The 25,096-nt window shown below is 72.4% G+C and carries 22 protein-coding genes and 2 pseudogenes; 16 read left to right on the top strand and 8 right to left on the bottom strand.

Annotated elements, in window-relative coordinates:
* Window positions 1-75: 75 nt before the first annotated feature.
* Window positions 76-513 (bottom strand): hypothetical protein, encoded by a 438-nt coding sequence (locus tag ACIGJO_RS34195; RefSeq protein ID WP_399965012.1) that lies wholly within the window; start codon window positions 511-513, stop codon window positions 76-78.
* A gap of 446 nt (window positions 514-959) precedes the next feature.
* Between ACIGJO_RS34195 and ACIGJO_RS34190 the strand changes: the two genes are divergently transcribed.
* Window positions 960-1,685, top strand: coding sequence for a hypothetical protein (locus ACIGJO_RS34190; RefSeq protein ID WP_399965010.1), 726 nt, complete (start codon window positions 960-962; stop codon window positions 1,683-1,685).
* Window positions 1,686-1,743: 58 nt separating this feature from the next.
* On the opposite strand, the gene ACIGJO_RS34185 is transcribed toward ACIGJO_RS34190, so the two are convergent.
* Entirely contained in the window at window positions 1,744-2,337 is a 594-nt protein-coding gene (locus tag ACIGJO_RS34185; protein ID WP_399965008.1) for a hypothetical protein, read from the bottom strand.
* A 416-nt stretch (window positions 2,338-2,753) separates the two neighbouring features.
* Between ACIGJO_RS34185 and ACIGJO_RS34180 the strand changes: the two genes are divergently transcribed.
* Window positions 2,754-3,029 carry a hypothetical protein gene (locus ACIGJO_RS34180; protein ID WP_266922739.1) on the top strand — a complete coding sequence of 92 codons (276 nt, stop codon included), beginning with the start codon at window positions 2,754-2,756 and terminating at the stop codon, window positions 3,027-3,029.
* A gap of 658 nt (window positions 3,030-3,687) precedes the next feature.
* Here the strand turns inward: ACIGJO_RS34180 and ACIGJO_RS34175 are convergent.
* Window positions 3,688-3,957, bottom strand: a complete 270-nt coding sequence (locus ACIGJO_RS34175) for a hypothetical protein (protein ID WP_399965005.1) — start codon at window positions 3,955-3,957, stop codon at window positions 3,688-3,690.
* Between ACIGJO_RS34175 and ACIGJO_RS34170 the strand changes: the two genes are divergently transcribed.
* Window positions 3,947-4,192: a hypothetical protein gene (locus tag ACIGJO_RS34170; RefSeq protein WP_399965003.1), complete on the top strand. Its 246-nt coding sequence runs from the start codon at window positions 3,947-3,949 to the stop codon at window positions 4,190-4,192. The genes ACIGJO_RS34175 and ACIGJO_RS34170 overlap by 11 nt on opposite strands.
* Window positions 4,193-4,363: 171 nt before the next feature.
* A complete protein-coding gene (locus tag ACIGJO_RS34165; RefSeq protein ID WP_399965001.1) occupies window positions 4,364-4,918 on the top strand; it encodes a cysteine hydrolase family protein in 555 nt (184 codons plus the stop codon).
* Window positions 4,919-4,990: 72 nt separating this feature from the next.
* Here the strand turns inward: ACIGJO_RS34165 and ACIGJO_RS34160 are convergent, their stop codons facing one another.
* On the bottom strand, window positions 4,991-5,542 hold the full coding sequence (locus tag ACIGJO_RS34160; RefSeq protein WP_399964999.1) for a YciI family protein: 552 nt from the start codon (window positions 5,540-5,542) through the stop codon (window positions 4,991-4,993).
* A 138-nt stretch (window positions 5,543-5,680) separates the two neighbouring features.
* Between ACIGJO_RS34160 and ACIGJO_RS34155 the strand changes: the two genes are divergently transcribed.
* The 9 genes and pseudogenes from ACIGJO_RS34155 to ACIGJO_RS34115 form a co-directional block, all read left to right on the top strand.
* A complete protein-coding gene (locus ACIGJO_RS34155) occupies window positions 5,681-6,022 on the top strand; it encodes a PadR family transcriptional regulator (RefSeq protein ID WP_399964997.1) in 342 nt (113 codons plus the stop codon).
* On the top strand, window positions 6,019-6,978 hold the full coding sequence (locus tag ACIGJO_RS34150) for a hypothetical protein (RefSeq protein WP_399964995.1): 960 nt from the start codon (window positions 6,019-6,021) through the stop codon (window positions 6,976-6,978). The genes ACIGJO_RS34155 and ACIGJO_RS34150 overlap by 4 nt, the downstream gene beginning before the upstream one ends.
* Before the next feature lie 62 nt (window positions 6,979-7,040).
* Window positions 7,041-8,006 carry a phosphatase PAP2 family protein gene (locus tag ACIGJO_RS34145; RefSeq protein ID WP_399964993.1) on the top strand — a complete coding sequence of 322 codons (966 nt, stop codon included), beginning with the start codon at window positions 7,041-7,043 and terminating at the stop codon, window positions 8,004-8,006.
* Between the two features lie 263 nt (window positions 8,007-8,269).
* A complete protein-coding gene (locus ACIGJO_RS34140; RefSeq protein ID WP_399964991.1) occupies window positions 8,270-9,214 on the top strand; it encodes an LLM class F420-dependent oxidoreductase in 945 nt (314 codons plus the stop codon).
* 11 nt (window positions 9,215-9,225) lie between these two features.
* Window positions 9,226-10,011, top strand: coding sequence for an SDR family NAD(P)-dependent oxidoreductase (locus tag ACIGJO_RS34135; RefSeq protein ID WP_399964989.1), 786 nt, complete (start codon window positions 9,226-9,228; stop codon window positions 10,009-10,011).
* A gap of 122 nt (window positions 10,012-10,133) precedes the next feature.
* A complete protein-coding gene (locus ACIGJO_RS34130; protein WP_399964987.1) occupies window positions 10,134-11,258 on the top strand; it encodes an LLM class flavin-dependent oxidoreductase in 1,125 nt (374 codons plus the stop codon).
* Between the two features lie 365 nt (window positions 11,259-11,623).
* A complete protein-coding gene (locus ACIGJO_RS34125; protein WP_399964986.1) occupies window positions 11,624-13,363 on the top strand; it encodes an amidohydrolase family protein in 1,740 nt (579 codons plus the stop codon).
* Between the two features lie 59 nt (window positions 13,364-13,422).
* The gene (locus tag ACIGJO_RS34120; protein ID WP_399964984.1) at window positions 13,423-14,907 is read left to right on the top strand and encodes an aldehyde dehydrogenase family protein; all 1,485 of its coding nucleotides are present in this window, start codon (window positions 13,423-13,425) and stop codon (window positions 14,905-14,907) included.
* An 82-nt stretch (window positions 14,908-14,989) separates the two neighbouring features.
* A pseudogene (locus ACIGJO_RS34115) lies at window positions 14,990-15,202 on the top strand (amino acid transporter); the annotation flags it as partial.
* On the opposite strand, the pseudogene ACIGJO_RS34110 reads toward ACIGJO_RS34115, so the two are convergent.
* Both ACIGJO_RS34110 and ACIGJO_RS34105 read right to left on the bottom strand, forming a co-directional pair.
* A pseudogene (locus ACIGJO_RS34110) lies at window positions 15,191-15,508 on the bottom strand (SIP domain-containing protein); the annotation flags it as partial. The pseudogenes ACIGJO_RS34115 and ACIGJO_RS34110 sit on opposite strands and share 12 nt — an antisense overlap.
* A 101-nt stretch (window positions 15,509-15,609) precedes the next feature.
* Complete coding sequence (locus ACIGJO_RS34105; protein ID WP_399964982.1) at window positions 15,610-17,145, bottom strand: CehA/McbA family metallohydrolase; 1,536 nt, start codon at window positions 17,143-17,145, stop codon at window positions 15,610-15,612.
* 203 nt (window positions 17,146-17,348) lie between these two features.
* Here ACIGJO_RS34105 and ACIGJO_RS34100 point away from each other — a divergent pair, with 203 nt between their 5' ends.
* Complete coding sequence (locus tag ACIGJO_RS34100) at window positions 17,349-18,194, top strand: LLM class F420-dependent oxidoreductase (protein WP_399964980.1); 846 nt, start codon at window positions 17,349-17,351, stop codon at window positions 18,192-18,194.
* Window positions 18,195-18,968: 774 nt separating this feature from the next.
* Here ACIGJO_RS34100 and ACIGJO_RS34095 read toward each other — a convergent pair.
* A complete protein-coding gene (locus tag ACIGJO_RS34095; RefSeq protein WP_399964978.1) occupies window positions 18,969-19,553 on the bottom strand; it encodes a TetR family transcriptional regulator in 585 nt (194 codons plus the stop codon).
* An 89-nt stretch (window positions 19,554-19,642) separates the two neighbouring features.
* On the opposite strand from ACIGJO_RS34095, the gene ACIGJO_RS34090 reads away from it, so the two are divergent.
* Complete coding sequence (locus ACIGJO_RS34090; RefSeq protein WP_399965028.1) at window positions 19,643-20,872, top strand: beta-ketoacyl-[acyl-carrier-protein] synthase family protein; 1,230 nt, start codon at window positions 19,643-19,645, stop codon at window positions 20,870-20,872.
* A 296-nt stretch (window positions 20,873-21,168) separates the two neighbouring features.
* Here the strand turns inward: ACIGJO_RS34090 and ACIGJO_RS34085 are convergent, their stop codons facing one another.
* Complete coding sequence (locus ACIGJO_RS34085; RefSeq protein ID WP_399964976.1) at window positions 21,169-21,897, bottom strand: HAD family hydrolase; 729 nt, start codon at window positions 21,895-21,897, stop codon at window positions 21,169-21,171.
* A gap of 276 nt (window positions 21,898-22,173) precedes the next feature.
* Between ACIGJO_RS34085 and ACIGJO_RS34080 the strand changes: the two genes are divergently transcribed.
* The gene (locus ACIGJO_RS34080; protein ID WP_399964974.1) at window positions 22,174-24,756 is read left to right on the top strand and encodes a bifunctional FO biosynthesis protein CofGH; all 2,583 of its coding nucleotides are present in this window, start codon (window positions 22,174-22,176) and stop codon (window positions 24,754-24,756) included.
* Window positions 24,757-25,096 lie beyond the last annotated feature (340 nt).

The raw sequence follows: 25,096 nt of genomic DNA, 5'->3' as shown, positions 1-25,096 counted from the left end.
CCCGGTTCGCACTGCGGGCGACGGGCGACGGGCGGCCCCGGACGCGGGCCGCCCGTGTGCTGTCCGGCCTGCTCCCTACTCCGAGTCCAGCACTGCCTTGACCCTGGTGACGGTGTCGCGCAGATTGGGCAGCCCGTCCAGCTGGACGGTCATGATGCCGCTGGACGTCTTCCTGCTGTCCCTCGCCTTCACCCCGGCCTTGCACTCGGCCGCGCCCTTGCGGAGCCCCTTCAGGGCAGCTTCCCAGGTGATCTGGGCGGACTTGTCCGGTATCGCATCCAGGTCCTCGGCGGCGGGCAGATGCTTCAGGAGGTCCTCACAGGCAGGCCCCATCTGGTCGAAGGTCCCCATGCTCACCTCGTTGACCCGCGCGGCGTCCTCCCGCATCTGCTCGATCTGTTTGTCACCGCCCGACGTGTACCAGTCCTTCACGTTGTCGGGAGGCCCGGAGCTGCATCCCGTGGCGAACGCCAGGGCGGCGACGACGGTGATCGTGAGAGGGACGGCACGCACGGGAACTCCCCAGGTAGGTGGAGCCCGATGCTTGCAGAACGGCCGGTCCCGGAGGGGCCGTTTCCCCGGTTCGTGACAAGCGCGAGTGGGGGTGTCCGGGGTCGGGGGACGGGGACACGTACCCGCCGCAGGCGGTGGGGCGGGCCGGGGCTCTCGCCGTTGGACGTGAGACCCGCAGGCAGGCCGGGGCGGCGGGCGATGCTGAGGGCGAACTCCCTGTCCGCCTCGATCCGGGTGGAGGCGCCTACGGGAAGCGCGGATCCGTCAGAGACTCAAGACCGATCCCGTATCGGGCGAAGGCCTTCGTCGTGCTCTCGCTCGTCGACTGCTCCCTTGAAGTCAGGCGGTTCGCCATGGTTCCACGCACGGGATCGCGCAGAATCGCACGACATCACGTCAGGGAATCAGCGGCTTCCAGCGGGCGGACGCCGCATAGGATCCAGCCCATGGGCTTGTACGATTTTCGCTGCGCTGTCACCGGTATCAGCCTGCGCGGGACGGATGCGGTGGCCGTCGGGCTGGTGGCGGGCGAGGGCGGGTACCGGCCGGTCACTCTCGGCATCACTGGCAACTACAACCGGCTCGGCTCCATCGACGGCATCAAGCGAGACCCCAATACCGACCTGGTGCTGGAGTACTTCTGCCGTTGTGCCTGGAGCGGTGACTTCGTGATGGCCGAGGAGTACGCCGACGCGTACGGCGATCCGCCGCACGGCATCGACTCCCTGCTGAGCTATTTCGAGCGGAACGTCAGTGACTCGTCCGAGGAGCGGCCGGCGGCGACCCTGTACGGCCGTCGTGTCTTCTCCGTGCTCGTCGCGCGACCTGTGTGGAACGCGCTGGCCGATGAGTTCGCGCCGGCCGGGGATGCGCCCGAGGTCTGGTTCAGGGAGGTCTTCGGCGACGCGCGGGAGCCCGAGGAGCTGTACCGGGGCGGTCTGGCGGAGGTGGTCCGCGACATCCGCGCCCTGGCGGCGGTGAACGGCTTCCTCGGCGCCCGGGGAATGGGCTGGTCGCTTCCTGATGAGGACGAGATCGGCGGTCAGCACTACGGTCCCGAGATGCGGCAGTTCCTGAGCGAGGCCCGCAGGCGCTTCCAGGACGTGCCCTCGGTGCTCCGGGCGCTCGATGGGTACGCCGAGGCGGCCGGCGAGCTGCTTGAGGACGACTGAGGCCCGCGTGACCGGGGAGCCCGGTGATCCGCGTCCAGCAGGGATCACGGGACGCCCGCTACCTCTGTGACGGCAGCCCGAGCCTTTCCCGCTCGGCGTAGTAGAGCCGTCTGTGGAGGTCTTCCGGGGCGGGGTCGGCGGGCAGTTCGTCGAGGTCCTCACGGGAACCGGCCGAAAGGGATATGCGCAGGGGTGCCAGCTCCGCGGCCACCTTCGCGAACAGCTCGTCATCGTCGAACGCGATGTCGTACAAGCAGGCTTCGGAGAAGGTGCGTCCGCCCAATTCCCAGTACGTCGACTCCGTGTCGACCTTGATGACCGGAGGCGGCTGGTCCTGCCGCTGCCGCGGGTGCAGCCAGTACCCGTAGAAGTTGCCGTCCTCGTCCTGGGCCACGGCCTTCAGATACGTGGCCATCTGCTCGGATGCCGCACAGTTGGCCATGATGTCGGGGTTGGCGCGCTCCTTCTCGCTGAGACAGCTGGTGTCGATCAGCGGGTGCTGGGCACTGGGCTCCAGGATCGTGATGCCGAACTGCTCGAAGGGGTGTCCGCGTCCCTCCCACTGTGCTGTCGCCAGGAGCCGTACGTCCTCCGGCACGGGGCGCCCGCCCAGCCGTTCCCGGGAGAACTCCTTCAACCGCTCGTCGGACACAGATGAATCCTCTCGCTTCCCAGGACGACACCTCAAAGGTTAGGAGGCGCCTCTGACAACCGGTGATCACGGGGCGCGAAGTGGCGCCCGGACGGTGGTGCGGCGGAACCGCCGGGGCGCGCGTTCGCCCTGGCCACCGGTGGTGGCACCGTTGCGATCTCCGTACGGGAAACGTGTCGGAATCACTGGAGTTGGGCGCCGTCCACGCGCCCACGGCGCGTCGGCTGATCGGCGCGCTCCGGTTCTGATCCCGCGCGCCCGAAAGCGGGCGCAAGCGCCCTCCCGTAGGGCCGTATGTCGGATACCGTCCGAATGTCTGCCAACACAGCGAGGTACGGCGGTCTCCGGGTCGGTCCACGCCTTCGGTCCGTGAGCCTGCCCCGCCGTCATCGCTCTCGGGAGGGAGGGGTTCACCTATGACGCTGGCGAGCGAGGGCGAGGCGCCGGGACCGGTCCGTTTCTATCTGGCCTGCGACTGGCCGCACTGTGACACCCACACCATGTTCGACCTGGTGGTGGCTGAGCCGGCTCCGCCCATCGAGGAGGACTTCCTGGGCCACCTCATGCATACGGCTCAGGCGTCCGTGGGGCGGGTGAGGGAGTTGGGCTGGACGTATCACGAGGGGATCGGTCACTGGTGCTCGCGCTGCTCGGACCCGGTGGACCGGGCGAGATGGAAGAAGCCGGACTGACCCGGGGCAATGGCTGACCTGGTGGACAGCCGGACCGGCCCGGTGGGCAGCTGGACCGGCCCGGTGGGCAGCTGGACTGGCTCGGTGAGCAACCGGACTGGCCCGGTGGGCTTTTGGGCCGGCCCGGTCGGGGCACCGTCCGCACCTGCTCCGGGTGCCCCGGCCGCCTGCTCGGCGGCTCCGCTCCGGCCCCGCCTACGGTGTCGTTGTTCCGTGGTGGTCGTGGCCAGGCGATCCGGCCGCCCGGTCGGGGCCAACGCCGGTCCCGGGGAGCGGAATTGGTCAAGACACGACATCGCCTCGGTCGGTAGCCTGAGCGGCTCCACGATCTTCGCGAGCCAGCAGGAGGACCCAGCGTGCCCGACCCCGGCGGTCAACCCCGCCCTGCCCCGCCCCGGCCCTCCGGTCCGCCGCCCGCGACTCCGCCGCTGCCACCTCATTCGCCGAGCCCGAGCCCGAGCCCGAGCCCGAGCCCGAGCCCGAGCCCGAGCCCGAGCCCGAGCCCGAGCCCGAGCCCGAGCCCGAGCCCGAGCCCGAGCCCGGCCCCGTCTCCGAGCCCGGCCCAGTCTCCAACCCCGGCCCCGTCTCCGGCCCCATCCCCAACCCCGTCCCCGACTCCACCCCCGCCTCCCGAACCGCCGACCCCGCAGGGCGGGGGTCACCGAGTGCCGATCACCGCCGCCGTGATCGCGGCTGTCGCGGTGTCCGGCGGGGACTCCGACCCGGACGTGCCGTCGTCGGCCGTCTCGCCGGAGACATCCGCGACGGCCTCGGCCACGCCCGGTGGGTCGAAGGCGTCCGCCACCCCGTCGGACCCGCCGGTCGACAAGCTGCCGAGCGGGGCGGCGAACACGCCCGTGCCGGACGCCCGGCCACGCGTGATCGCCTCTCCCGGCATGGCTGCCGAGGGGGCCGTCGTGACGCTCAAGGCCAGTGGCTTCGTCCCCGGCGAGCAGGTCCGTATCAGCTTCCAGGACACCAGCCCGCAGATGGAGGTGGACCTGCGCGATGTGTTCGCCGGGCCCGACGGGAGCTTCGTCGCGGAGGTGAAGGTTCCCAAGGACAGGGGCGACGGTTTCGAGGATCCCAAGTTCCGTGCCTGGAGCGTGGTCGACGTGGACAGCAACACCACGGCCGACACCCCGTTCACGTACATCGACTGACCGAAGGCCCGCTCCTCCGCTCCGCAGGGCGCGACACCCCGGCCGCCCGGCCGTGACTGGTAGCTTCACCTGCGCACGGTCGGGCATCGCCGGTACTCGGGCCCGCCGGAACGGCCGGCGGCCCCGCCGGTCCACCGGGCGCCGGACCGGACAACGGGACGGGAGTCTGTCGTGACCACCGCACTGATCATCGGTGACATCCAGCAGGGCATCACGAGTGGCTACCCGTTCACCAGGAGTGTCGTGCCGCCGCTCACCGAACTGCTGCCGCGTGCTCGCGCGGCCGGCGTTCTCGTGGTGTTCGTGCACTTCGCCCTCCGGCCCAACGGGGCCGGCCTGCCACCGGGCAACGCGCAGCTCAGGTCGTTCCACGAGGCCGGGGACGCCTTCCACGAGGGGGCGAGCGGAACCGGGATCGCTCTGCCGGTCGCCGACGAGGACGTCGTCGTGCTGAAACGCCGCGCCAGCGCGTTCGCCGGCACGGATCTCGACCTTGTGCTCCGCGCGAGCGGCGTCAGCGGTCTCGCGGTCGCCGGAGTCGCGACCAGCGCGATGGTCGCCGCGACGTGCTACGACGCGGCGGACCGCGACTACCGGGTGACCGTGCTGCGTGACGGTTGCGCCGACGGTGACGCGGCCATGCACGACTTCTTCATGGACACCGTCTTCCCCAGCCGGGGATTCGAGGTCATGTCCTGCGCCCGCTGGCACGGCGGACAGCGCTGACCGCGGTCACCGTCGTCCGCCGTCGTCCGCCGACGACCGCGACCACGGTGGCGGCGGACGGTTGCCCTGCGGTCAGGACGAGCGTCCGCCGAACTGCCAGTTGTGCACCTCGATGTCGGCGTACCGGTCCGGGGTCAGGACGGCGCGTGCCGTTTCCGGGTCCGGCGCACGGATCAACGCCGCCGTGCCCAGCCAGGTGGTGCCGTTGTCGGACAGCAGCGGCCCGTAGACGATCAGCCCCTCGCGGTCGTCCGGCACCGCGAGGTCGGCGGCCTCTCCCGTACCGAGGCCGAGCACCAGGTAGCGGTTGCCTTCGGTCGGGCCGCCGGGGAAGTCCCACATGGTGCGCCCCAGGGTGTTGCGCCACCGGCGCAGCAGTACGTCCCGGTAGGCGCCGGCCTGGTAGTTCGGCTCGTCGAAGGCGAACGCGCGGGCAGCGGCGGCATCGGGCAGGTCGACGATGTGCACGCTTCCGGTGGGTGTGTCGCCGTCGTCGGCGAGGGTCGGCCCCCGGGCGATCATCTCCTTCGCGTACCCGTCCATATAGGACCAGTGCTCTTCCAGCAGCTCGTCCCGCAGGGGCAGGGAATCGGGCCGGTCGCGGTGGTAGCAGAGGAACTCCATGCCCCAAGGATCCCGTCATCGGGCGACCGGGTCGAGCGGGTTCACCGCGACGGCCGCTCGGCGGCCTCACGCGGAGGCGCGCGTGAGGCGGTGACCCCGGCCGCCGATATACTTCGTAGCCCGATATATGCTCGGCCCATGACGCGACAGAGCCCGTCCTTGACGGAACCGCAGTACTTCATCCTCGCCGCGCTCATGGAGGGGCCGCTGCACGGCTACGGCATCATCAAGGCTGCCGAGCAGGTCACCGACGGGCGGCTCCGGATCGCCGTCGGCACCCTCTACGGAGCGCTGGAGCGGCTGGAGCGGGCCGGGCTGGTGGCGGCCGGTGACGAGGAGATCGTGGACGGGCGGGCGCGGCGCTACTACCGGCTCACGGAGGACGGTACCGAGGCGCTCGGCCGGGAGGCGCTGCGGATGCGGTCGGCGGCGGCCGTCGTCCTCGGGCGCGCGCGGGAGGCCGGGGTGGCCCCCGCGTGAACCGTCTGCTGCTCGCGGCCCACCCCGAGCCCTACCGCTCCCGACAGGGAAAGGAGTTGCTGGCCTGCCTGTCCGAGGCGTATCCCGGCCGTTCCTGGCCCCCGCCGCGCGAGGTCGTCGCCGTGGTGCGGGCCGGGGTGCAGGCCCGCGCCCGTGCCGTCGCCGACGACACGGCCCGGCCGTGGTGGCTGGACGGTATCCACCTGGCCGCTCTCGTCCTCGCCGCGCTGGCGCTGGTGCCGTATCTGCAGGACGTGTGGCACTGGGGGCTGCGCACCGACCCCGGCGGGCATGCCATCGCCTTCGACTTCTCCGGCTGGTACCCGTGGGCGCAGGGGCCCGGCACGCGGACCCGGCTCCTGCCCTACGGGCTGCTTCCACTGGTCTGCCTGATCGCCCTGCTGCGGGGCAGGCCGTGGATCGCCCTGCCGGCCGCGGCGACGATGATCTGCGCCGGCGCCACGTTCGACAGCGGTACGTTCTTCGGTGACGAGGGCAAGGCGGGCCTGGGCTACTACGGGCTGGGCGCCCCGATCACGGCCCGCGACCTGGTGCTGTCCGGGATGCTGTGCGCCGCGTGCGCCGTGCTGGCGGCCTGCCGTCCCGGCCGGCTGCGGCGCCACTCGTACCGCTGGGCGGCCCCCGTCGTGCTCGCCATGTTCGTGGCCGGGTCCCTGCACATCATCTCGATCAGTCCGGCCTTCCAGCGCGGCCTGTTCGCCCTCGAAGTCGCCGGGCTGATCGCCGCGTGGGTGGCGACGGCCGCCACCGGTGACCGCCGGTGGCTGATCCCCGTCGCGGCGTTCGCGTTCGTCCGCACCCAGACGATCGTCGTCCAGCCGAACGGGTTCATACGGTCCTTGCCGGACCTGGTCGTGCTCCTTCTCCTCATCGCACCCCTCCCGGCCCTGGCGATCGCCGCCCAGCGCCGACAGAGCCGGGCGCTCCTCGGATAGGAGCGGATCTCCCGGTGGGCCGCCGAGCGGACCGCCCGCCCAACCCGCGCCCGGAGCGGCGCGTGACCAGACCGCCTCCCACGACAGAGAAGACGATGACCCACCCCGATCCCCCGACCCTGCCCACGCACCGGGACCCCGACCGGGTCCCGGGCACCACGACCGGACCCGGCCCCGCGCGGACGGTGCGGCCACGGCTGTGGCCGCGGCTAGCCGCCCCGCTGTGCCTCGCGGGGTTCCTGACGGTCTACCTGGCCGCTGTCTGCACCCCGTTCGGGCAACGGGCGGAGAACTCCCTGTTCGGCGAGAACGGCGCCAACCCGGCGTGGATCTACGACTGGTCCGGGGCGGCCTACCAGTCGTCGGCCCTGCCGCCCCTGGAGCACACCGCGATGCCCACCCTGGTCGTGGGCACCGCGGTCATCGCGACCGTCGCGCTGGTGCGCAGGTGCTGGTGGCAGGGGTGCGCGGCGATAGGGATCGTCGTGGCCACGATCGGGAGCAAGGAGCTCACCAGGGCGATCCTGCCCCGCCCCGATCTGGTGGACGCGCACGTCTCGCTCATCGAGTCGAGCTTCCCCAGCGGGCACGTGGCCGTCCCCGCGGGGCTGGCCCTCGGTGCCGTCGCCGTCGCCTCCCCCCGCACCCGCCCCTACGTCATGGCGGCCGGCATGGTGTGGCTCGCCTTCACCGCGGGCGCCGTCCAGGCCACCTACCACCACCGGCCCAGCGACGTACTGGGCTCCACGCTGCTGGCCTGCGCCTGTTACGCCCTCGCGGTCCGGTTCCTGCCGCCCACCGCCGCGCCCGGTGTCACGCGGCGACCCCGTGCGCTGCCGGCGGTCGCCCTGGCGCTGTCGGCGGCCGTCGCGCTCGTGGCCGGTGCGCGGGACGACTCCGTCACGCAATCGCTGGTCTTCGCGGCGGCGGCCTTCCTGTGCGCGGTCCTGCTCTGGTGCACCGTGGGCGTGGGGCAGAGGCAGGGGCCCGCTCGCGCCGCACGCCGCGCACCCTCCCCGCCGGCCTGACCGCCCGGCCCGCTCAGGGCGGGGCGTGCCGGGCGGGTCGGACGGGGCGGACGGGTCGGGCGTATGGCCTCCGCCGCCCGGCCGGTGAGGGCCCGGCGGTGTGATCCCCGTCGGCACGACCCTTGTCTGATGAACCGTCAGGTACGACGATGGCCCCGCCGGTTCGTATATGACGCTACGTCAGATGGACTTCGGCGGGGCGCCGTGGGCCCCGGTGGAGAGGCGGTGCGAACCCGGCGGACCTCAAGGAAGGAGGCCGTTCGGTGCCGATACAGCCCACCGGGCCCCTGTCGTACGGGATGCAGCTCCCGATCCAGTCCCAGAGCACCATCTACGCGGAGTCCTGGGAGGCCTCGGCGACCCCTGCCGATCTCGCCCGGATCGCCCGCGCCGCCGACCGCGGCGGTTTCGCCTACCTCGCGAGCTGTGACCACGTCGCCATCCCGCGACGGCTCGCCGAGGTCATGAGTACCGTCTGGTACGACCCCGTTGCCACACTCTCCTTTCTCGCCGGGGTCACCGAACGTGTCCTGCTGATGAGCCATGTCGCCGTCGTCGGGCTGCGCCATCCGCTCGTCACCGCCAAGCAGTACGCCACGCTCGACCACCTCAGCGGCGGCCGGCTGATCCTCGGGGTCGGCGCCGGTCATGTGCAGGAGGAGTTCGACGCCCTCGGCGCGGACTTCACCGGGCGCGGGGGTGTGCTCGACGAGAGCATCGACGCGCTGCGGGCGGCGCTCGGGCCGGAGGAGTACCCGGAGTTCGCGGGGGAGCGGTTCTCCTTCGCCGGGCTGGGGCAGCTGCCGCGCCCGGCCCAGGAGCGCGTGCCCGTCTGGGTGGGCGGATCCTCGCCCGCCGCGATACGCCGGGCCGCCGTGCGGGGTGACGGGTGGCTGCCGCAGGGAGGCTCGCGGGAGGTGCTGCCCACGCAGATCGCCCGGGTCCACGCCCTGCGGGCCGAGGCCGGGATCGCTCAGCCGCTCGTCGTCGGGGCGATCACCGAGCCGCTGTACGTCGGTGAGCCCGGGTGGTCCGTGGGGCGGCGGACCCTGAGCGGGAAGCCGGAGGCCCTCGCCGAGTCGCTCCGGGCGTACGCGGACATGGGCGTGCACCAGATCCAGGTGCGGTTCCGCAGCCGCTCGGCAAGTGAACTCCTCGATCAGATGGCGGCGTTCGGCGCCGATGTCGCACCGCTGCTCGACACCTAGGGAGACCGGTCATGGGCAAGCTGGACGGGCGCGTCGTCATCGTCACGGGTGCGGCGCGCGGGCAGGGCGAGCAGGAGGCACGGCTCTTCGCGGCCGAGGGCGCGCGGGTGGTGATCGCCGATGTGCTGGACGAGCAGGGCGAGGCGCTGGCGAAGGAGCTGGGCGAGGACGCGGCCCGGTTCGTGCATCTGGACGTGAGCCGCGAGGAGGACTGGCAGGCCGCGGTCACCGCGGCGAAGGACGCCTTCGGGAAGATCGACGGGCTGGTCAACAACGCGGGCATCCTGCGCTTCAACGAGCTGGTGTCCACGCCGCTGGAGGAGTTCCAGCAGGTGGTCCAGGTCAATCAGGTCGGCGCCTTCCTGGGGATCAGGACCGTCGCGCCCGAGATCGGGGCGGCGGGCGGCGGCACCATCGTCAACACCGCCTCGTACACCGGGCTCACCGGCATGGCGTTCGTGGGTGCCTACGCGGCCACCAAGCACGCGGTGCTGGGGCTGACCAAGGTGGCGGCGCTGGAGCTGGCGTCGAAGGGGATACGGGTCAACGCCGTCTGCCCGGGGGCCGTGGACACCCCGATGACCAATCCGGCGGCGCTGGACCCGTCCGCCGACCCGGAGGAGTCGAAGGCGGCCGTCGCCGAGCTGTACAGGAAGCTCGTGCCGCTCGGCCGGATCGGGCGGCCGGAGGAGGTGGCGGCGCTCGCCCTGTTCCTGACCTCGGACGACTCCTCGTACATCACCGGACAGCCGTTCGTCATCGACGGCGGCTGGCTGGCCGGCGTCAGCGTCTTCTGACGGGGCTTCCGGCAAAGAATCTGACGAAGCGTCAGGTATTGACGGGTCGGGGTGTCGGTGGAACAGTCGGTCGCATCACAATCTGACGATGCGTCAGAAATACTTGAGGACGGTGAACCTCCGTGGAATTCGGGCTCTTTGTTCAGGGGTACGTGCCCGCCGCGCGTGCCAAGGTCGATCCCGAGGCAGAGCACAAGGCACTGATCGAGGAGACCGAGTACGTCATCCAGGCGGACAAGTCCGGCTTCAAGTACGCCTGGGCCTCCGAGCACCACTTCCTGGAGGAGTACTCGCACCTCTCCGCCAACGACGTCTACCTCGGCTACCTCGCGCACGCCACCGACCGGATCCACCTGGGATCCGGCATCTTCAACCCGCTCGCGCCGGTCAACCACCCGGTGAAGGTGGCCGAGAAGGTCGCCATGCTCGACCACCTCTCCGAGGGCCGCTTCGAGTTCGGGTCCGGGCGCGGGGCCGGGAGCCACGAGATCCTCGGGTTCATGCCGGGCATCACCGACATGAACCACACCAAGGAGCTCTGGGAAGAGACCATCGCCGAGTTCCCCAAGATGTGGCTCCAGGACGAGTACGTCGGCTTCCAGGGCAAGCACTGGTCGCTGCCGCCCCGCAAGATCCTGCCCAAGCCGTACGGGAAGTCGCACCCGGCCATGTGGTACGCCGCCGGGTCGCCGTCCTCGTACGCGATGGCGGGCAAGAAGGGGCTCGGCGTGCTGGGCTTCAGCGTGCAGAAGGTCTCCGACATGGAGTGGGTCGTCGAGTCCTACAAGAACGCGGTCAAGGACGCCGAGCCGATCGGCGGCTTCGTCAACGACAACGTGATGGTGACCTCGACCGCGATCTGCGCCGAGACGCACGCCAAGGCGGTCGAGGTCGCGGTGGGCGGCGGGCTGAACTACCTCCAGTCGCTGCTGTTCCGCTACCACGACACGTTCCCACGGCCCGAGGGGATTCCCGAGTGGCCCGAGCTGCTGCCCGAGTACAGCGAGGAGATCATCGAGCTGCTGATCGCGGAGGAGCTGATGATCTGCGGCGACCCGGACGAGGTGCTGCGGCAGTGCAAGCGGTGGGAGCAGGCGGGGGCGGACCAGCTGAGCTTCGGGATGCCGATCGGGATCAGCCCCGAGGACACGATGAACTCGATCAAGCTCATCGGTGAGCACGTGATCCCGAAGATCGACACGGATCCGGTGCACCGGACCACGCGGTTCCGGAACGCGGCGGCCTGACCCCCGGGGGCTCCGCCCCCGGCCAGGACCGGGCGGCGTCTTCCCGGACCGCCGCCCGTGGGCCGGGGTGCGTACCGCGGCCGAAAGCGTACGCATCCCGGCCGCATCCCGGCCGCACCCCGGCCGCATCCGGCCGGTGGCCGGCCGCACCCTGGCCGGAACCGGTTGGCACCGGCCACCCACAGCCCGGCACCGGAAGCACCGTCACCCGCCGGCACCGGATTAGCACCGTCATCGGCCAGCAACGGCAGCACCACCACAACCCGGTACCGGCCGGAACCGGCTGGCACCGGCCATCACCGCAGCCACCACCACACCACCGACCACCCTCAACAGCGAGAGCCGCACCCAGAAGGGACCCCGTCATGCTCGACCACCTCATCCGCGGAGCGACCGTCGTGGACGGCACCGGCGGACCCGCCTACCGCGCCGACCTCGGCATCCGCGACGGCCGCATCGCCGTCATCGCCGAACCCGGCATCCTCACCGAGGAGGCCGTGACCAGCGAGGACGCCACCGGCCTCGTCCTGGCACCCGGCTTCGTCGACCCGCACACCCACTACGACGCCCAGCTCTTCTGGGACCCCTACGCCACGCCCTCAATGAACCACGGCGTCACCACCGTCGCCGGGGGCAACTGCGGCTTCACTCTCGCCCCGCTGCACCCCGACCGCCCCGAGGACGCCGACTACACGCGCCGGATGATGTCGCGGGTGGAGGGCATGGCCCTCAAGGCGCTGGAGGAGGGCGTCGACTGGTCCTGGTCCAGTTTCCGCGAATACCTGGACGCGCTCGAAGGGCGTATCGCGGTCAACGCCGGGTTCATGGTCGGGCACTGCGCCCTGCGCCGTCATGTCATGGGTCCCGACGCCGTCGGCGGACAGCCCACCGACGAGCAGATGACGGCGATGCTCGCGCTCTTCCACGACGCCATGGAAGCCGGGGCCTGGGGACTGTCCACCACGCAGTCCTCCACCCACGCCGACGGGGACGGGCAGCCGGTCGCCTCGCGGCACGCGCTGCCGGAGGAACTGCTCGCGCTCTCCCGGGCGGTCGGGGAACACGAGGGCACCCAGCTCGAAGCGATCGTCGCGGGCTGCCTCGACCAGTTCTCCGACGAGGAGATCGACCTCTTCGTGGACATGAGCGCCGCCGCCGGACGGCCCCTCAACTGGAACGTGCTCACCATCGACGCCGCCGTGCCCGAACGCGTACCGCGTCAGCTGATCCCCAGCGAACGCGCCCGCCGCGCGGGCGGCCGGATCGTCGCGCTCACCATGCCGATCCTCACCCCCATGAACATGTCGCTCGGCACCTTCTGCGCCCTCAACCTCATCCCCGGCTGGGGCGACATCCTCGCCCTCCCCGTCCCCGAACGCATCGAGCGGCTCCGTGACGCGGACACCAGGGCCGAGATGCTGCGCCGCGCCGACAGCAAGGAGGCCGGGGTCTTCCGCCGGCTCGCGAACTTCGGCCGGTACGTCATCGGGGACACCTACAGCGCCGCCAACGAAGGCCTCAGCGGCCGGGTGGTGAACGACATCGCCGCCGAACGCGGCCTGGACCCCTTCCACTGTCTGGTCGAGATCTGCGCCGACGACGACCTCCGTACGGTGCTGTGGCCCATGCCCACCGACAACGACCCGGCCTCCTGGGCGCTGCGGCAGCAGACCTGGGAGCACGAGGACGTGGTGCTCGGCGGCTCCGACGCGGGCGCCCACCTGGACCGGATGTGCGGAGCCCCGTACACCACCCGCTTCCTCGGCGACTGTCTGCGCGGCCGCAAGCTCGTGCCCCTCACCGCCGCCGTCAGGATGCTCACCGACGACCCCGCCCGGCTCTTCGGGCTGCGCGAACGGGGCCGCATCGAGGAGGGCTTCCACGCCGACCTCGTGCTGTTCGACCCCGAGCGCATCGACGCCGGACCCGCCACCCTCGTACACGATCTGCCCGGCGACAGCCCCCGCCTCGACTCGAAGGCGATCGGCATCGTGTCCGTACGCGTCAACGGAGTGGAGACGCTGCGCGAGGACAAGGTGACGGGGGCGGTGCCCGGTACGGTGCTCCGCTCCGGCCGCGACACCCGGACGGTGAGCACCGTATGAGCGGTACGGAGGCGAGCGGTACGGAGAGCGGTACGGGGAGAGGTACGGGGAGGAAGAGCATGAGCGGCACCGGACACCGCGCGGGCCGCGCCGGGCAGCCCCTGTTCATCGGCGGGGAGTGGACCGAGCCCGCGGACGGGTACTACGAGGTGATCAACCCCGCCACCGAGGAGGTCGTCGGCCTCGCCCCCGAGGCGAGCCGCGCGCAGGTGTACGAGGCGGCCGGGGCGGCCCGCGAGGCGTTCGCCACCTGGTCGCGCACCCGGCCCGAGGAGCGCGCCGCGATCCTCGACCGCGCCGCCGACCTCATTCAGCGTGACTTCGCCGCCCACGCGGCGCTGGCCCGGGAGGAGAGCGGCGCCACCACGGGTACGGCCCGGGGCATGCAGGTCGCCGTGGGGGCGGCGCGATTCCGCCGGTACGCCAGGGGCGCCCTGGAACCGGTGGAGGAGGCGGTCGCCCCGCAGATCAACGAGGCCGGGCCGATGGGGCGGGCCGGGGTCTTCGGCGCGCTCGCCGTGCGGCAGCCGGTCGGCGTCGTCACCTGCATCACCTCGTACAACAACCCCTGGGCCAACCCGGCGGGCAAGGTCGCTCCCGCGCTCGCCATGGGCAACACGGTCGTCGTGAAGCCCGCCCCGCAGGACCCGCTCTCCGTCTACCGGATGGCCGAGGCCCTCGCGGAGGCCGGGATTCCGCCGGGTGTCGTCAATGTCGTCACCGGTTCCGGGCCGGGGGCGGGCGAGGCGGCCGTCGACTCGCCGGACGTGGACATGGTCAGCTTCACCGGTTCCACGGCCGTCGGGCAGCGCATCGCCGAAGTGTGCGGGCGAGGCATGAAGCGGCAGCTGATGGAACTGGGCGGCAAGGGCGCCGCAGTCGTCCTCGACGACGCCGATCTGGACTCGGCGGTCGCGGGCATCGGGACGACGTTCTCGTTCTACAGCGGACAGATCTGTACGGCTCCGACCCGCGTCCTGGTCCAACGGGGCCTCCATGACCGGCTGATCGAGAAACTCGCCGGGTACGCGGCGCGGCTGCCGGTCGGCGACCCGGCCGACCGGGGCACGGTGGTCGGCCCGGTCATCTCCGCCGCCCACCGGGACCGCATCGAGGCGTACGTGGAACTGGGCCGTAAGGAAGGGGCGCGGGTGGTCACGGGCGGCGAACGGCCCGACCGCACCGGACGCGGCTTCTACGTCGCCCCCACGCTCCTGGCCGACTGCACCAACGACATGCGGGTCGTCCGCGAGGAGATCTTCGGCCCGGTCGTCGTGGTCGTCCCCTTCGACGACGAGGAGGAGGGCATCGCGCTGGCCAACGACAGCGACTACGGGCTCCTCGACTACGTCTGGTCCGGGGACGTGGCGCGGGCCTTCCGGGTGGCCCGCCGGCTGCGTGCGGGCGGGGTGGGCGTGAACACGATCGGCCGGAACATGGAAGCACCGTTCGGCGGGTTCAAGAAGAGCGGGGTGGGACGCGATGTCGGCTCGTACGCCCTGCACGCCTACAGCGAGACGCAGGCGATCGTCTGGCCGGGATGAGGTCCCGGAGCGGCGCTGGAGCGGTGGGGGAGAGCTGCCGGGGAGGCGCTGGAGAGGCCTGGGAGAGGCATGGGAGGGCCATGTGCCGGACTGCGGCACCTCCTTCACCTGGACGGTGAAGGCCTTCGGCCCGCGCGTCGGCTGGATGTGCGGCTGGGGTCTGGTCATCGCGACGATCATCGTCCTGTCGAATCTGGCGGGCGTCGCCACCTCGTACTTCTGGCTCCTCGCGGGCGAGATCACCGGCAGCGGGCAGGTCGCCGCCCTGGACGACAACAAGGCCGTCCACATCCTCCCAGACGTACGCGTCGGAGGGGTCCTCGCCCAGCAGCCCCGGCAGCGCGGCCTTCACCTCGTCCACCAGATGGGCCCCCGCGTCACGGCGCGGGACGCGGCGCAGGGTGTGGTGGTCCGGGTCGACGCGGAAGGGGAGCTGTTCGTCCGAGGCGTGCGTCGTCTCGAACCAGATGGTCGCCGGGGTCGCCGGAACCGCGTCCAGCAGGGAGTTGACGGCGGGCAGCGAGGCCGCGTCGCCGACCACGAAGAGGCGGGCGGGCGCCGGGTCGGGCAGTGTGAAGCCGGTGCCCTGGAGCGTCGCGTCAGAGGCGGGGAGTGGCCGGGAAGCATCGGACGCAGGACCCCCGGGCGCCCCTCGGTCCCGGGCGCTGCTCAGCTCGGACGCTCCTCGGTGCCGGTCCCCACTCAGCCCCGGTCGCCCAGGAACACCGGGTTGGTGAGGGCGGCGAGCGGGCCGGGCAGCCCCGGCACGGCGACCGGGTGCCGGACCTCCGCGCGGACGTACGCCGCGTACGCGGGAGTGGTGCGCCACTCCACGGCGCCCGCCCCCGACGCGGGGAGCGCGGCGGTGAACAGCGTGCCCTGGTCGGTGACGAAGTGCGCGGTGCAGCCGGGCGCCCCCGTGGCCTCCAGTCGCACGGTGACGGGGGTGTCCGCGTCGACCCGCAGCCGCTCGCCGATGCCCGCGTGCCGGCCGCGCCCGCCCGCGGCGCCGAAGGAGAGCGAGACGGCGGAGGACTCGGCGACATAGGAGCGGCCCGCGCGGATGCCCGCGGTGATCGCGTCCCGGGACAGCTCCTCGGCCAGGACGACCGTCTGCGGCAGCCCCACCGTGTCGGGCTCGCGGTGGGCGTCGCTGTTGCCCATGGCGGGGATCCACGGCTTCGAGGACCGTGCCGACGCCACGAGGGCGTTGTCCCACTCCGCGAGGGCGATCTCGTCCTCCGGGGTGTAGGGCCCGTTCCACACCTCGACCGCGTCCGCCTCGCCGAAGCCGAACTTCCAGTGGCAGCCGATGCAGGTGGCGTGCGGATGCGCGGGCACGACCAGGCCGCCGGCTCGGCGGACCGCCTTCGCGTAGTGGCCGAAGCGGTTGTCGCGCGCGCGGTAGCGCCAGTCGAGGAAGGTCCCCGGATCGGTGCCGAGCGCGAGGACGTGACCGTTGCGGGTGGTGATCTCCTCGCCGGTGAGGATCAGCAGGTCGTCGCCCCACAGGCCCTCCCAGGCGCCGTGCGCGGAGGTGGTGTTGTGCTCGCTGCTGTTGATGAAGTCGAGCCCGGCGGCCCGCGCGGCGGCGGCGATCAGGGCGGGGGTGCGCCTGCCGTCCGAGTGCACGGAGTGCAGATGGCAGTCGCCCCGGTACCAGGCCCTGCCCCGGCCCCCGGCCCGCTCGGGCGGGTACACCGGCTTCGGGGTGCTCCCGGAGGGGCCGAAGCGCAGCGTGACCGTGACCTCGTACGGGAGTCCCTCGGGGGCCACGGTGTACGGGCCCAGCGCGATGTGCCAGGTCCCGGCCCGTACCGGACCCGCGAGATAGCCGGGCGTCGCCTCGTCCGCCCGGATGAAGAAAGAGGTGCGCGCGCCGCCGGACCAGCCGCGGAACCCGCGCCCTCCCGGCTCCGTACCGCGCTCGTCGAAGATGCCGATGTCGAGGGCGTTGCCCTGGGTGCCGGCCGGGACGGGTGTCTTCGTGTAGGTGTACGAGACGGCGATCTCGCGTACGCCCCGGGGGACTTCGACGGGGAGGTAGACGTAGTCGGGCGACCCGGTGGGCAGGGTGCCGCGCACGGTCGCGGTCCGTTCACCCTCCTCGGTGCCGTCCGTGCCGCTGTCGGATGCCTGGGCGAAGCTCACAGGCCCCAACGTTAGAGCGGAGGCGGCCGTCCCGAGCAGGAGGCCGCGCCTGGCGATCGGGGCTTTCGGGGTCTGCGATCCGGTCATACGAGGGCTCCCTGGGTCGGGCGGGGCGAGGGCGACGTACTCGGACTCTCGTATTGGGCCGTGAACTCCACGGGAACGGAAGGGGAGTTGCGGCCAAGGTGCCGGGGAGCGCGCGGGGGCGCGGCATCCCGCGCGATACTCGGCTTTCGACGTCGTACCGCATACGTTGGGGCCGTCAGCGGACGACGACGGAGGTGTTCTCGATGCGGATCGCCACAACGATCTTCCTCACCGATGAGACGGTCACGCCGGTCAGGCTCGCACGCGAGCTGGAGCAGCGGGGATTCGCCGGGCTGTATCTGCCCGAGCACACCCATATCCCGGTGAGCCGGGAGACCCCCTACCCGGCGGGCGGGGAGCTGCCGCCGGAGTACGGCCGCACCCTGGACCCGTTCGTCGCCCTCGGCCAGGCCGCCGCCGTGACCGCGCGCCTGACGCTCGGCACGGGCATCACCCTGGTCGCCCAGCACGACCCGATCGGCCTGGCGAAGCAGATCGCCACGCTCGACCACCTCTCCGGCGGCCGGTTCACGCTCGGCGTCGGCTACGGCTGGAACGTGGAGGAAGCCGCGGACCACGGGGTCGACTGGTCGACGCGCCGGGCGCTGGGGCGCGACCGGATGGCGCTGATGCGGGCCCTGTGGGCGGACGAGCCGACGGCGTACGAGGGCGAGTTCGGCTCGGTCCGGGCGAGCTGGGCGTATCCGAAGCCGGCCCAGGAACCGCGCGGCCCGGTCAACGGCCCCCGCACCCTGATCGGCGGCGCGGCGGGTCCGAACCTGTTCGCCGGGATCGCGGAGCACGCGGACGGCTGGCTCCCGATCGGCGGGCGCGGCCTGACGGAGTCCGTACCGAAGCTCCGGGAGGCCTGGGAGACGGCGGGCCGCGACCCGAAACACCTCCAGGTGGTCCCGTACGCGGTCCTGCCGACCCCCGGCAAGCTGGCCCACTACGCGGAGCTGGGCATCGAGGAGGTCGTACTCCAACTCCCCCCGGCGGGCGAGCCGGAGGTGCTGCGGGTGCTGGACGCGTACGCGGCGTACCTCTAGGGGCGGGTGGGCGGGCCGGTCACCGCTCCTTCGTGATTCCTCCACATGGTGAGTCGGCATTCCCGCAGTGCGTGATCATTCCGGGGTAACCCTCCGATTGGCCGTGATCATGGATCAACCTGCGGGTTCATGCGGGTATGCAGGGGGGCCAGCTTCCTGTGCAGGTAACTTCCTGCGGGTCTTCTGTGGCCCCCGGCGGCTGATTTGCCCATACTTTGCTGTTGCGGTCTTCACGAGACCGTCATCCATGTGGAGACGGCTGGGGGGCTGTTGTGTGGGGCAAGGACTTCAGGGGCGGGGAATGGATCGCCTGGCTCGCCGTGACCGCGTTCGTGGCCGTGGCGATCTACGCACTGAGTACGGGGCGGGCCTTCGCGGCCGTGCCCTGAGCGGTCGCGGCGTGCACCGCCGCGGAGCCGGGCCTCGACGGTGACCGGCCGCGCGACTCCGCGACAGCCGGCCCCGACGCGACGGTGAGCGGCAGGGCGCCGGCGCGTGCCGGCCTGAACGGGTCCTGCGTCCCTCACGTATGACCGGACGGGAGTCGCGGGCCCCGAGGGCCGGACGCGGGGCCCAGCGCCTCCGATGCCGACGCACCGGACAGCGCGACTTCGCGGTCGCGCGACGCGCTGTCTCCCGGTCCGGGGCGACATCCCGGTTCTCCAGCCCTTCACGGACCGGCTGTACCAACGCGTCCGTCCCGTCCCGGCGCACCCCCTCCACGAACGGCTGCGCAGCCCGATGGGGAGAACTGTCGGCCCAGGTCGGGGCGTTTCACCGAAGCCCCGGTGCGCCGCCCGTCATCCGGCGGGCCAGTTCCACCACGTGGGCGCGGGTCGTCGGGGCATCCGCTTCCGGGCCCAGGATCAGACGGGTGAGCTGGGGGAAGGCGGCGGGGAGCACCGCGATGCCCAGGAGGGCCAGGAAGGTGTGTGCGGCCCGTGGGTCGTCGGGGCTGTTCAGGGTGGTGGCGAGCGTGGTGATCATGTCCCCGTAGCGGGCGCCGCGTTGCTCCTCGGCGGGGAGGGCGTCCGTGCCGTAGTGCAGGGCCTCCCACATCATCAGGCGGAGCATGTGCGGGTTCTGCTGGTGGAGGTCGTAGATCCGGCCCGCGTACTCGGCGGGGTCGCCGGTGGGCGGGCCCAGGAGTGCGGCGTGTTCGGCGAGGGCCTCGGCGACGACCGCCGCGAACAGCTTCTCCTTGCTCCCGAAGTAGCCATAGATGCGTTCCTTGTTGGCGCCCGCCTGCCCGGCGATCCGGTCGACGCGGGCGCCGCCCATCCCGTGGGCGGCGAATTCTCTCCTGGCCGCGGCCAGGAGGCGGGCGCGGGTTCCTACCGATTCGGCGTGCTGCGGCATGGCGTAACTCTACATAGCCAACCATCTGGTTGGTTGGCTAGCGTGCCGGTCGAGTATCACGCTGTCGAACAAGGTGGAGGTGCGCTGTGCTGAGGGGCGACGCGGGGGCATGGGTGACCGGGATCGGGGCGACCACGCCACTGGGCGGGGACCTCGCCACGACCTGGGCGGCGATGCTGGCCGGGGAGAGCGGGGTCGCGGTCCTGGGCGAGGAGTGGGCCGCCGGGCTGCCCGTCCGGCTGGCGGCGCCGATGCGGGTGGACCCGGCCGGCACCATGAGGCGGACCGAGGCCCGGCGGCTGGACCGGTGCGAACAGGCGGCCCTGGTGAGCGCCCGTGAGGCCTGGGCGGACGCGGCGCCGGCCGGTGTCGACCCGGAGCGGGTGGCCGTCGTCATCGGTACGGGGGTGGGCGGCGTGCTCTCCCTGCTCGGGCAGGACGACATCCTGGAGGCGTCCGGGCCGCGCAAGGTGTCCCCGCACACCGTGCCGATGCTGATGGCCAACGGCCCGGCCGCCTGGGTGAGCATCGATCTGGGCGCCGGGGCCGGCGCCCACACCCCGGTGAGCGCCTGCGCCTCGGGGGCGGAAGCCCTCGCGTACGGGCTCGATCTCATCCGGCTCGGCCGGGCCGACGTGGTGGTGGCCGGAGGGGCCGAGGCGTGTCTGCACGCGCTTCCGCTGGCGGGGTTCGCGCAGATGCGGGCGCTGTCGACGGTGAACGGCGACCCGGACCGCGCCTCCCGCCCCTTCGACGTGGACCGCGACGGTTTCGTCCTCGGGGAGGGCGCCACCGTGCTGGTCCTGGAGCGCGCCGAGTTCGCCCGTGCCCGTGGCGCACAACCCCACGGTGTACTCGCCGGGGCGGCCGTCACTTCCAGCGCCGGGCACATCACCGCCTCCGACACCGCCGGGCAGGTGCGGGCCATGCGGGGGGCCTGGCGGTCGGCGGGCCTGGAACCCGCGGACATCGGTCTCGTCCACGCGCACGCCACCTCCACTCCACAGGGCGACCGCGCGGAGGCGGACGCCCTGACGGAGGCCCTGGGGGTACGCGCCCCGGTGGTCACCGCCACCAAGTCGATGACCGGCCATCTCCTCGGCGCCTCGGGCGCGTTGGGTGCCGCCGTCACCGTACTCGCACTTCGCGACGGGGTCGTGCCCGCCATCCGGAACCTCGACACACCCGACCCGGCGATCGGTACGGGTCTCGACCTCGTCACCGGTCCGCCCCGCCGGGGCAGCTGGACCGCCGGGCTCGCCAACTCCTTCGGCTTCGGCGGCCGCAACGTCTCACTGGCCTTCACCGCCGCGCCCTGACCGTGCGGACGCCGCCGGCCCCGGCCGCGTACCGCCCCGGGGTCTGCCGTTGCCCGCCCGGTACCGACCCGGCCACCGCACCGATGAACCACTCCGCGCAGGCGGTGTACGACGACGGCGCACTGCCCTGTGCCGCCGCCCTGCTCGCCGGGCTGGCCCTGCGTCGGCTCGCCTCTCCGTGCCCGTCTGCGCCCCTGTCCCTTTCCCCGTCCACTTCCGCGTCTCCGTCCACGTGAGTTCCGGCCCTGTCCGGGGCGAAGCCGATACGAGCCGGGGGAGCTGGCGGGCCGGGAGAGTTACCGGACGGACCGGAGCGTGCCCCGGCGTGCGGGCGCGCCCGCCGTCTTCTCCGCCGCCCCTCCCGTCTCCGTGCCCGTCCCCGACCGCTTGCCGCTCAGCAGCCCCGGCAGTTCCGTCAGCGCGTTGATCCGGAAGTCCGCCGTCTCCACGACGTCGGGGTGGTCCGCCCACCAGTGCCCGTACGGCCCGCGCCGCAGATGTGCGGCCCGCAGGCCGGAAGACTTGGCGGGGAACAGGTCGTTCGCCGGGTGATCACCGACGTACAGCGTCGACTGCGGCTCCGCCCCCGACACCTCCAGCACCCGTGCGAAGAACTCCGGGTCGGGCTTCGACACCGCCCACTCGTCCGAGGTGACGACCAGGTCCGCGGGCAGGTCCAGGGCTCGCAGCAACTCCCCGGCCCGCGCCGTCCGGTTCCCCGCGACCACCACACGGACGCCGAGCGCGCGGAGCTCGGCCAGGGCGGGCCGTACGTCCGGGTAGAGGTCCGACTCGTCGAGGTGCTCGCCGCGCCCCGCCGCCGCCCGCGCGAGGCAGGCCTCGGTGACGTTCATGTCGGGGCGCAGGACGCGCAGCGCGTCGGCGCTGTCCCGGCCCCGCACCACGGCGGCGCCCACCAGCGCGCTGAGTGTGTGCGGCGGGACGCCGAGCCAGTCGGCCCAGGACGCCCAGTAGCGGTCGTCGCGCACGAGGGTTTCACCGATGCCGAACACGATCGTTTCCATCACCGTCCCGACCCTACGGGCGCGTCCGCCGCGTGACGGGTCTCATTCGGTGAGTCGGCCCGGACAAGTGAGGTGAGGGCGCGTACCGAGCGGGAGTGACGGCGCGGGTGCGCTGTCAGGACCGGAGCGGGTGCGCTTCACGGACCTGGTGCGGTCGCGCGCTCCCGATGGCGGGAAAGCGGGCGGCGCCCGGCCCGGCGCCCGGCCCGGCCGCCCGCCGGGCGGCCGGGTGGAGGCCCTGGTCCGGTACGTGCGCCCCGCTCGTATGCTCGGTTCATGACCGATCCTCAGAGCGGACGCCCCACCACCAACGCCATGCGGCGCGCGCTCAGACGGGCCCGCGACGGTGTCGCCCTCGATGCGACCGAGGCCGCCGTACTGCTCCAGGCGCGCGGCGACGATCTGACGGACCTGACCGCGTCCGCCGCCCGGGTGCGGGACGCGGGCCTCCTGGCCGCGGGCCGGCCGGGCGTCATCACGTACTCGCGCAAGGTCTTCATCCCGCTGACCCGGCTCTGCCGTGACAAGTGCCACTACTGCACCTTCGTCACCGTGCCGGGCAAGCTCCGCCGCGAGGGCCACGGGATGTTCCTCTCGCCCGACGAGGTCCTGGACATCGCCCGCCGAGGGGCGGCCATGGGCTGCAAGGAAGCACTCTTCACGCTCGGCGACCGGCCCGAGGACCGCTGGCCCGAGGCGCGCGAGTGGCTGGAGGCCGAGGGGTACGACGACACCCTCGCGTACGTACGGGCCATGGCGATCCGGGTCCTGGAGGAGACGGGGCTGCTGCCCCACCTCAACCCGGGCGTGATGACCTGGACCGACCTCCAGCGGCTCAAGCCCGTCGCCCCGTCCATGGGCATGATGCTGGAGACGACGGCGACCCGTCTGTGGTCGGAGCCGGGCGGCCCGCACCACGGTTCCCCGGACAAGGAACCGGCCGTACGACTGCGCGTCCTCGAAGACGCGGGCCGCTCCAACGTGCCCTTCACCACCGGCATCCTCATCGGGATCGGCGAGTCGTACGAGGAGCGCGCGGACTCCCTCTTCGAGCTGCGCAGGACCGCCCGCGCCTACCACGGGCTCCAGGAGATCATCGTCCAGAACTTCCGCGCCAAGCCGGACACGGCGATGCGCGGCATGCCGGACGCCGAGCTGGAGGAGCTGGCCGCCGCCATCGCCGTGGCCCGCCACATCCTCGGACCCTCGGCCCGTATCCAGGCCCCGCCGAATCTGGTGGACGCCGAGTACGCGCTGCTCATCGGTGCGGGGATCGACGACTGGGGCGGCGTCTCCCCGCTCACGCCCGACCATGTGAACCCCGAGCGCCCCTGGCCGCACATCGACGAACTCGCCGCGAAGACCGCCGAGTCGGGCTTCACGCTCCGCGAACGCCTCACCATCTACCCGGAGTTCATCCAGCGCGGCGAGCCGTGGCTGGACCCCCGCCTCGTCCCCCACGTCCGCGCCCTGGCCGACCCGGAGACGGGCCTGGCCCGCGAGGGCGCGATCCCCGCCGGTCTGCCCTGGCAGGAACCGGACGAGGGCTTCAACGCCTCCGGCCGTACCGACCTGCACCGCACCATCGACACCGAGGGCCGCACCGGCGACCGCCGCGACGACTTCGACGAGGTGTACGGGGACTGGGAGGCGCTCCGTGAGGCCGCCGCCCCCGGGATGGTGCCGTCCCGTATCGACACCGACGTACGGCAGGCGCTCGGCCAGGCCGCCGACGACCCGACGAAGCTCACCGACGGCCAGGCCCTCGCCCTGCTCCACGCGGACGGCCCGGCGCTGGACGAGCTGTGCCGGATCGCGGACGCGCTGCGCCGGGACGTGGTCGGCGACGACGTCACGTACATCGTCACGCGGAACATCAACTTCACCAACGTCTGCTACACCGGCTGCCGCTTCTGCGCCTTCGCCCAGCGGCGCACCGACGCCGACGCGTACACGCTCTCCCTGGACCAGGTCGCCGACCGGGCGGCCCAGGCGTGGGACGTCGGCGCGGTCGAGGTCTGCATGCAGGGCGGAATCCATCCGGACCTGCCCGGCACGGCGTACTTCGACATCGCGCGAGCGGTGCGCGAACGCGTCCCCGGCATCCATGTGCACGCCTTCTCGCCCATGGAGGTCGTCAACGGAGCGACCCGCACCGGTATGTCGATCCGCGACTGGCTGACCGCCGCGAAGGAGGCCGGGCTCGGCTCGATCCCCGGCACGGCGGCGGAGATCCTGGACGACGAGGTCCGCTGGGTGCTCACCAAGGGCAAACTGCCCACCGCCACCTGGCTGGAGGTCATCAGGACCGCCCACGAGGTGGGCCTGCGGTCGTCCTCCACGATGATGTACGGCCATGTCGACCAGCCCCGGCACTGGCTCGGCCACCTCAGGACCCTGGCCGGCCTCCAGCAGGAGACGGGCGGTTTCACGGAGTTCGTGACCCTGCCCTTCATCCACACCAACGCCCCGGTCTACCTGGCGGGCATCGCCCGGCCCGGCCCGACCGGCCGTGACAACCGGGCGGTCACCGCGATGGCCCGCCTGCTGCTCCACCCGCACATCACCAACATCCAGACCAGCTGGGTGAAGCTGGGTGCGGAGGGCGCGGCGGAGATGCTCCGCTCGGGCGCGAACGACCTGGGCGGCACGCTGATGGAGGAGACCATCTCCCGTATGGCCGGGTCGGGTTACGGCTCGTACCGCTCCGTCCGGGACCTGGTCGCGATCGCCGAGCTGGCCGGCCGCCCGGCCCGCCCGCGCACGACGCTGTACGGCGAGGTCCCGGCGGAGCGCGTCGCGGCCGCCGCCGCCTCGGACGGCCACCTGCCGGAACTGCTGCCGGTGCTGCCCAGCTGAGGTCATGCCGCTGGAGTGATACCCCGCCCCGGTGGTGCCGACCGCGACCATGTGTCCGCGGCCACCACCGGGCGCTCTCCGGCCCTGTCTCCGCCCTGTCTCCGTCTTGCCTCTGCCCTGCGTCCTGCCTCCGCCCCTGTCTCCGTCTTGCCTCTGCCCTGCGTCCTGCCTCCGCCCCTGTCTCCGTCTTGCCTCTGTGCTGCCTCCGCCATCGTCCCGGCCATCGTCCGTGGGACCGTCCGGCACCGTCTCGGCCATCGTCGTCCCGGCCATCTGAGCCCTGCCCGTCCCGTGGGGCGGCTGCGTTCACCGGGCGCGATCACCGGCGCGTTCACCGGTG

It is taken from the genome of Streptomyces sp. NPDC079020 (assembly GCF_044542225.1).
In the GTDB taxonomy this organism is placed as follows: Bacteria; Actinomycetota; Actinomycetes; order Streptomycetales; family Streptomycetaceae; genus Streptomyces.
Note: the sequence above shows the minus strand (reverse complement) of the source record. Positions and strands in the feature narration are given on the sequence as shown.

Excerpts from the sequence above, each read along its gene's own strand:
- ACIGJO_RS34190 (WP_399965010.1), top strand. The coding sequence starts at position 960 with ATGGGCTTGTACGATTTTCGCTGCGCTGTCACCGGTATCAGCCTGCGC.
- ACIGJO_RS34180 (WP_266922739.1), top strand. The coding sequence starts at position 2,754 with ATGACGCTGGCGAGCGAGGGCGAGGCGCCGGGACCGGTCCGTTTCTAT.
- ACIGJO_RS34160 (WP_399964999.1), bottom strand. The coding sequence starts at position 5,542 with ATGGAGTTCCTCTGCTACCACCGCGACCGGCCCGATTCCCTGCCCCTG.
- ACIGJO_RS34155 (WP_399964997.1), top strand. The coding sequence starts at position 5,681 with ATGACGCGACAGAGCCCGTCCTTGACGGAACCGCAGTACTTCATCCTC.
- ACIGJO_RS34135 (WP_399964989.1), top strand. The coding sequence starts at position 9,226 with ATGGGCAAGCTGGACGGGCGCGTCGTCATCGTCACGGGTGCGGCGCGC.
- ACIGJO_RS34125 (WP_399964986.1), top strand. The coding sequence starts at position 11,624 with ATGCTCGACCACCTCATCCGCGGAGCGACCGTCGTGGACGGCACCGGC.
- ACIGJO_RS34120 (WP_399964984.1), top strand. The coding sequence starts at position 13,423 with ATGAGCGGCACCGGACACCGCGCGGGCCGCGCCGGGCAGCCCCTGTTC.
- ACIGJO_RS34105 (WP_399964982.1), bottom strand. The coding sequence starts at position 17,145 with ATGACCGGATCGCAGACCCCGAAAGCCCCGATCGCCAGGCGCGGCCTC.
- ACIGJO_RS34100 (WP_399964980.1), top strand. The coding sequence starts at position 17,349 with ATGCGGATCGCCACAACGATCTTCCTCACCGATGAGACGGTCACGCCG.
- ACIGJO_RS34095 (WP_399964978.1), bottom strand. The coding sequence starts at position 19,553 with ATGCCGCAGCACGCCGAATCGGTAGGAACCCGCGCCCGCCTCCTGGCC.
- ACIGJO_RS34085 (WP_399964976.1), bottom strand. The coding sequence starts at position 21,897 with ATGGAAACGATCGTGTTCGGCATCGGTGAAACCCTCGTGCGCGACGAC.
- ACIGJO_RS34080 (WP_399964974.1), top strand. The coding sequence starts at position 22,174 with ATGACCGATCCTCAGAGCGGACGCCCCACCACCAACGCCATGCGGCGC.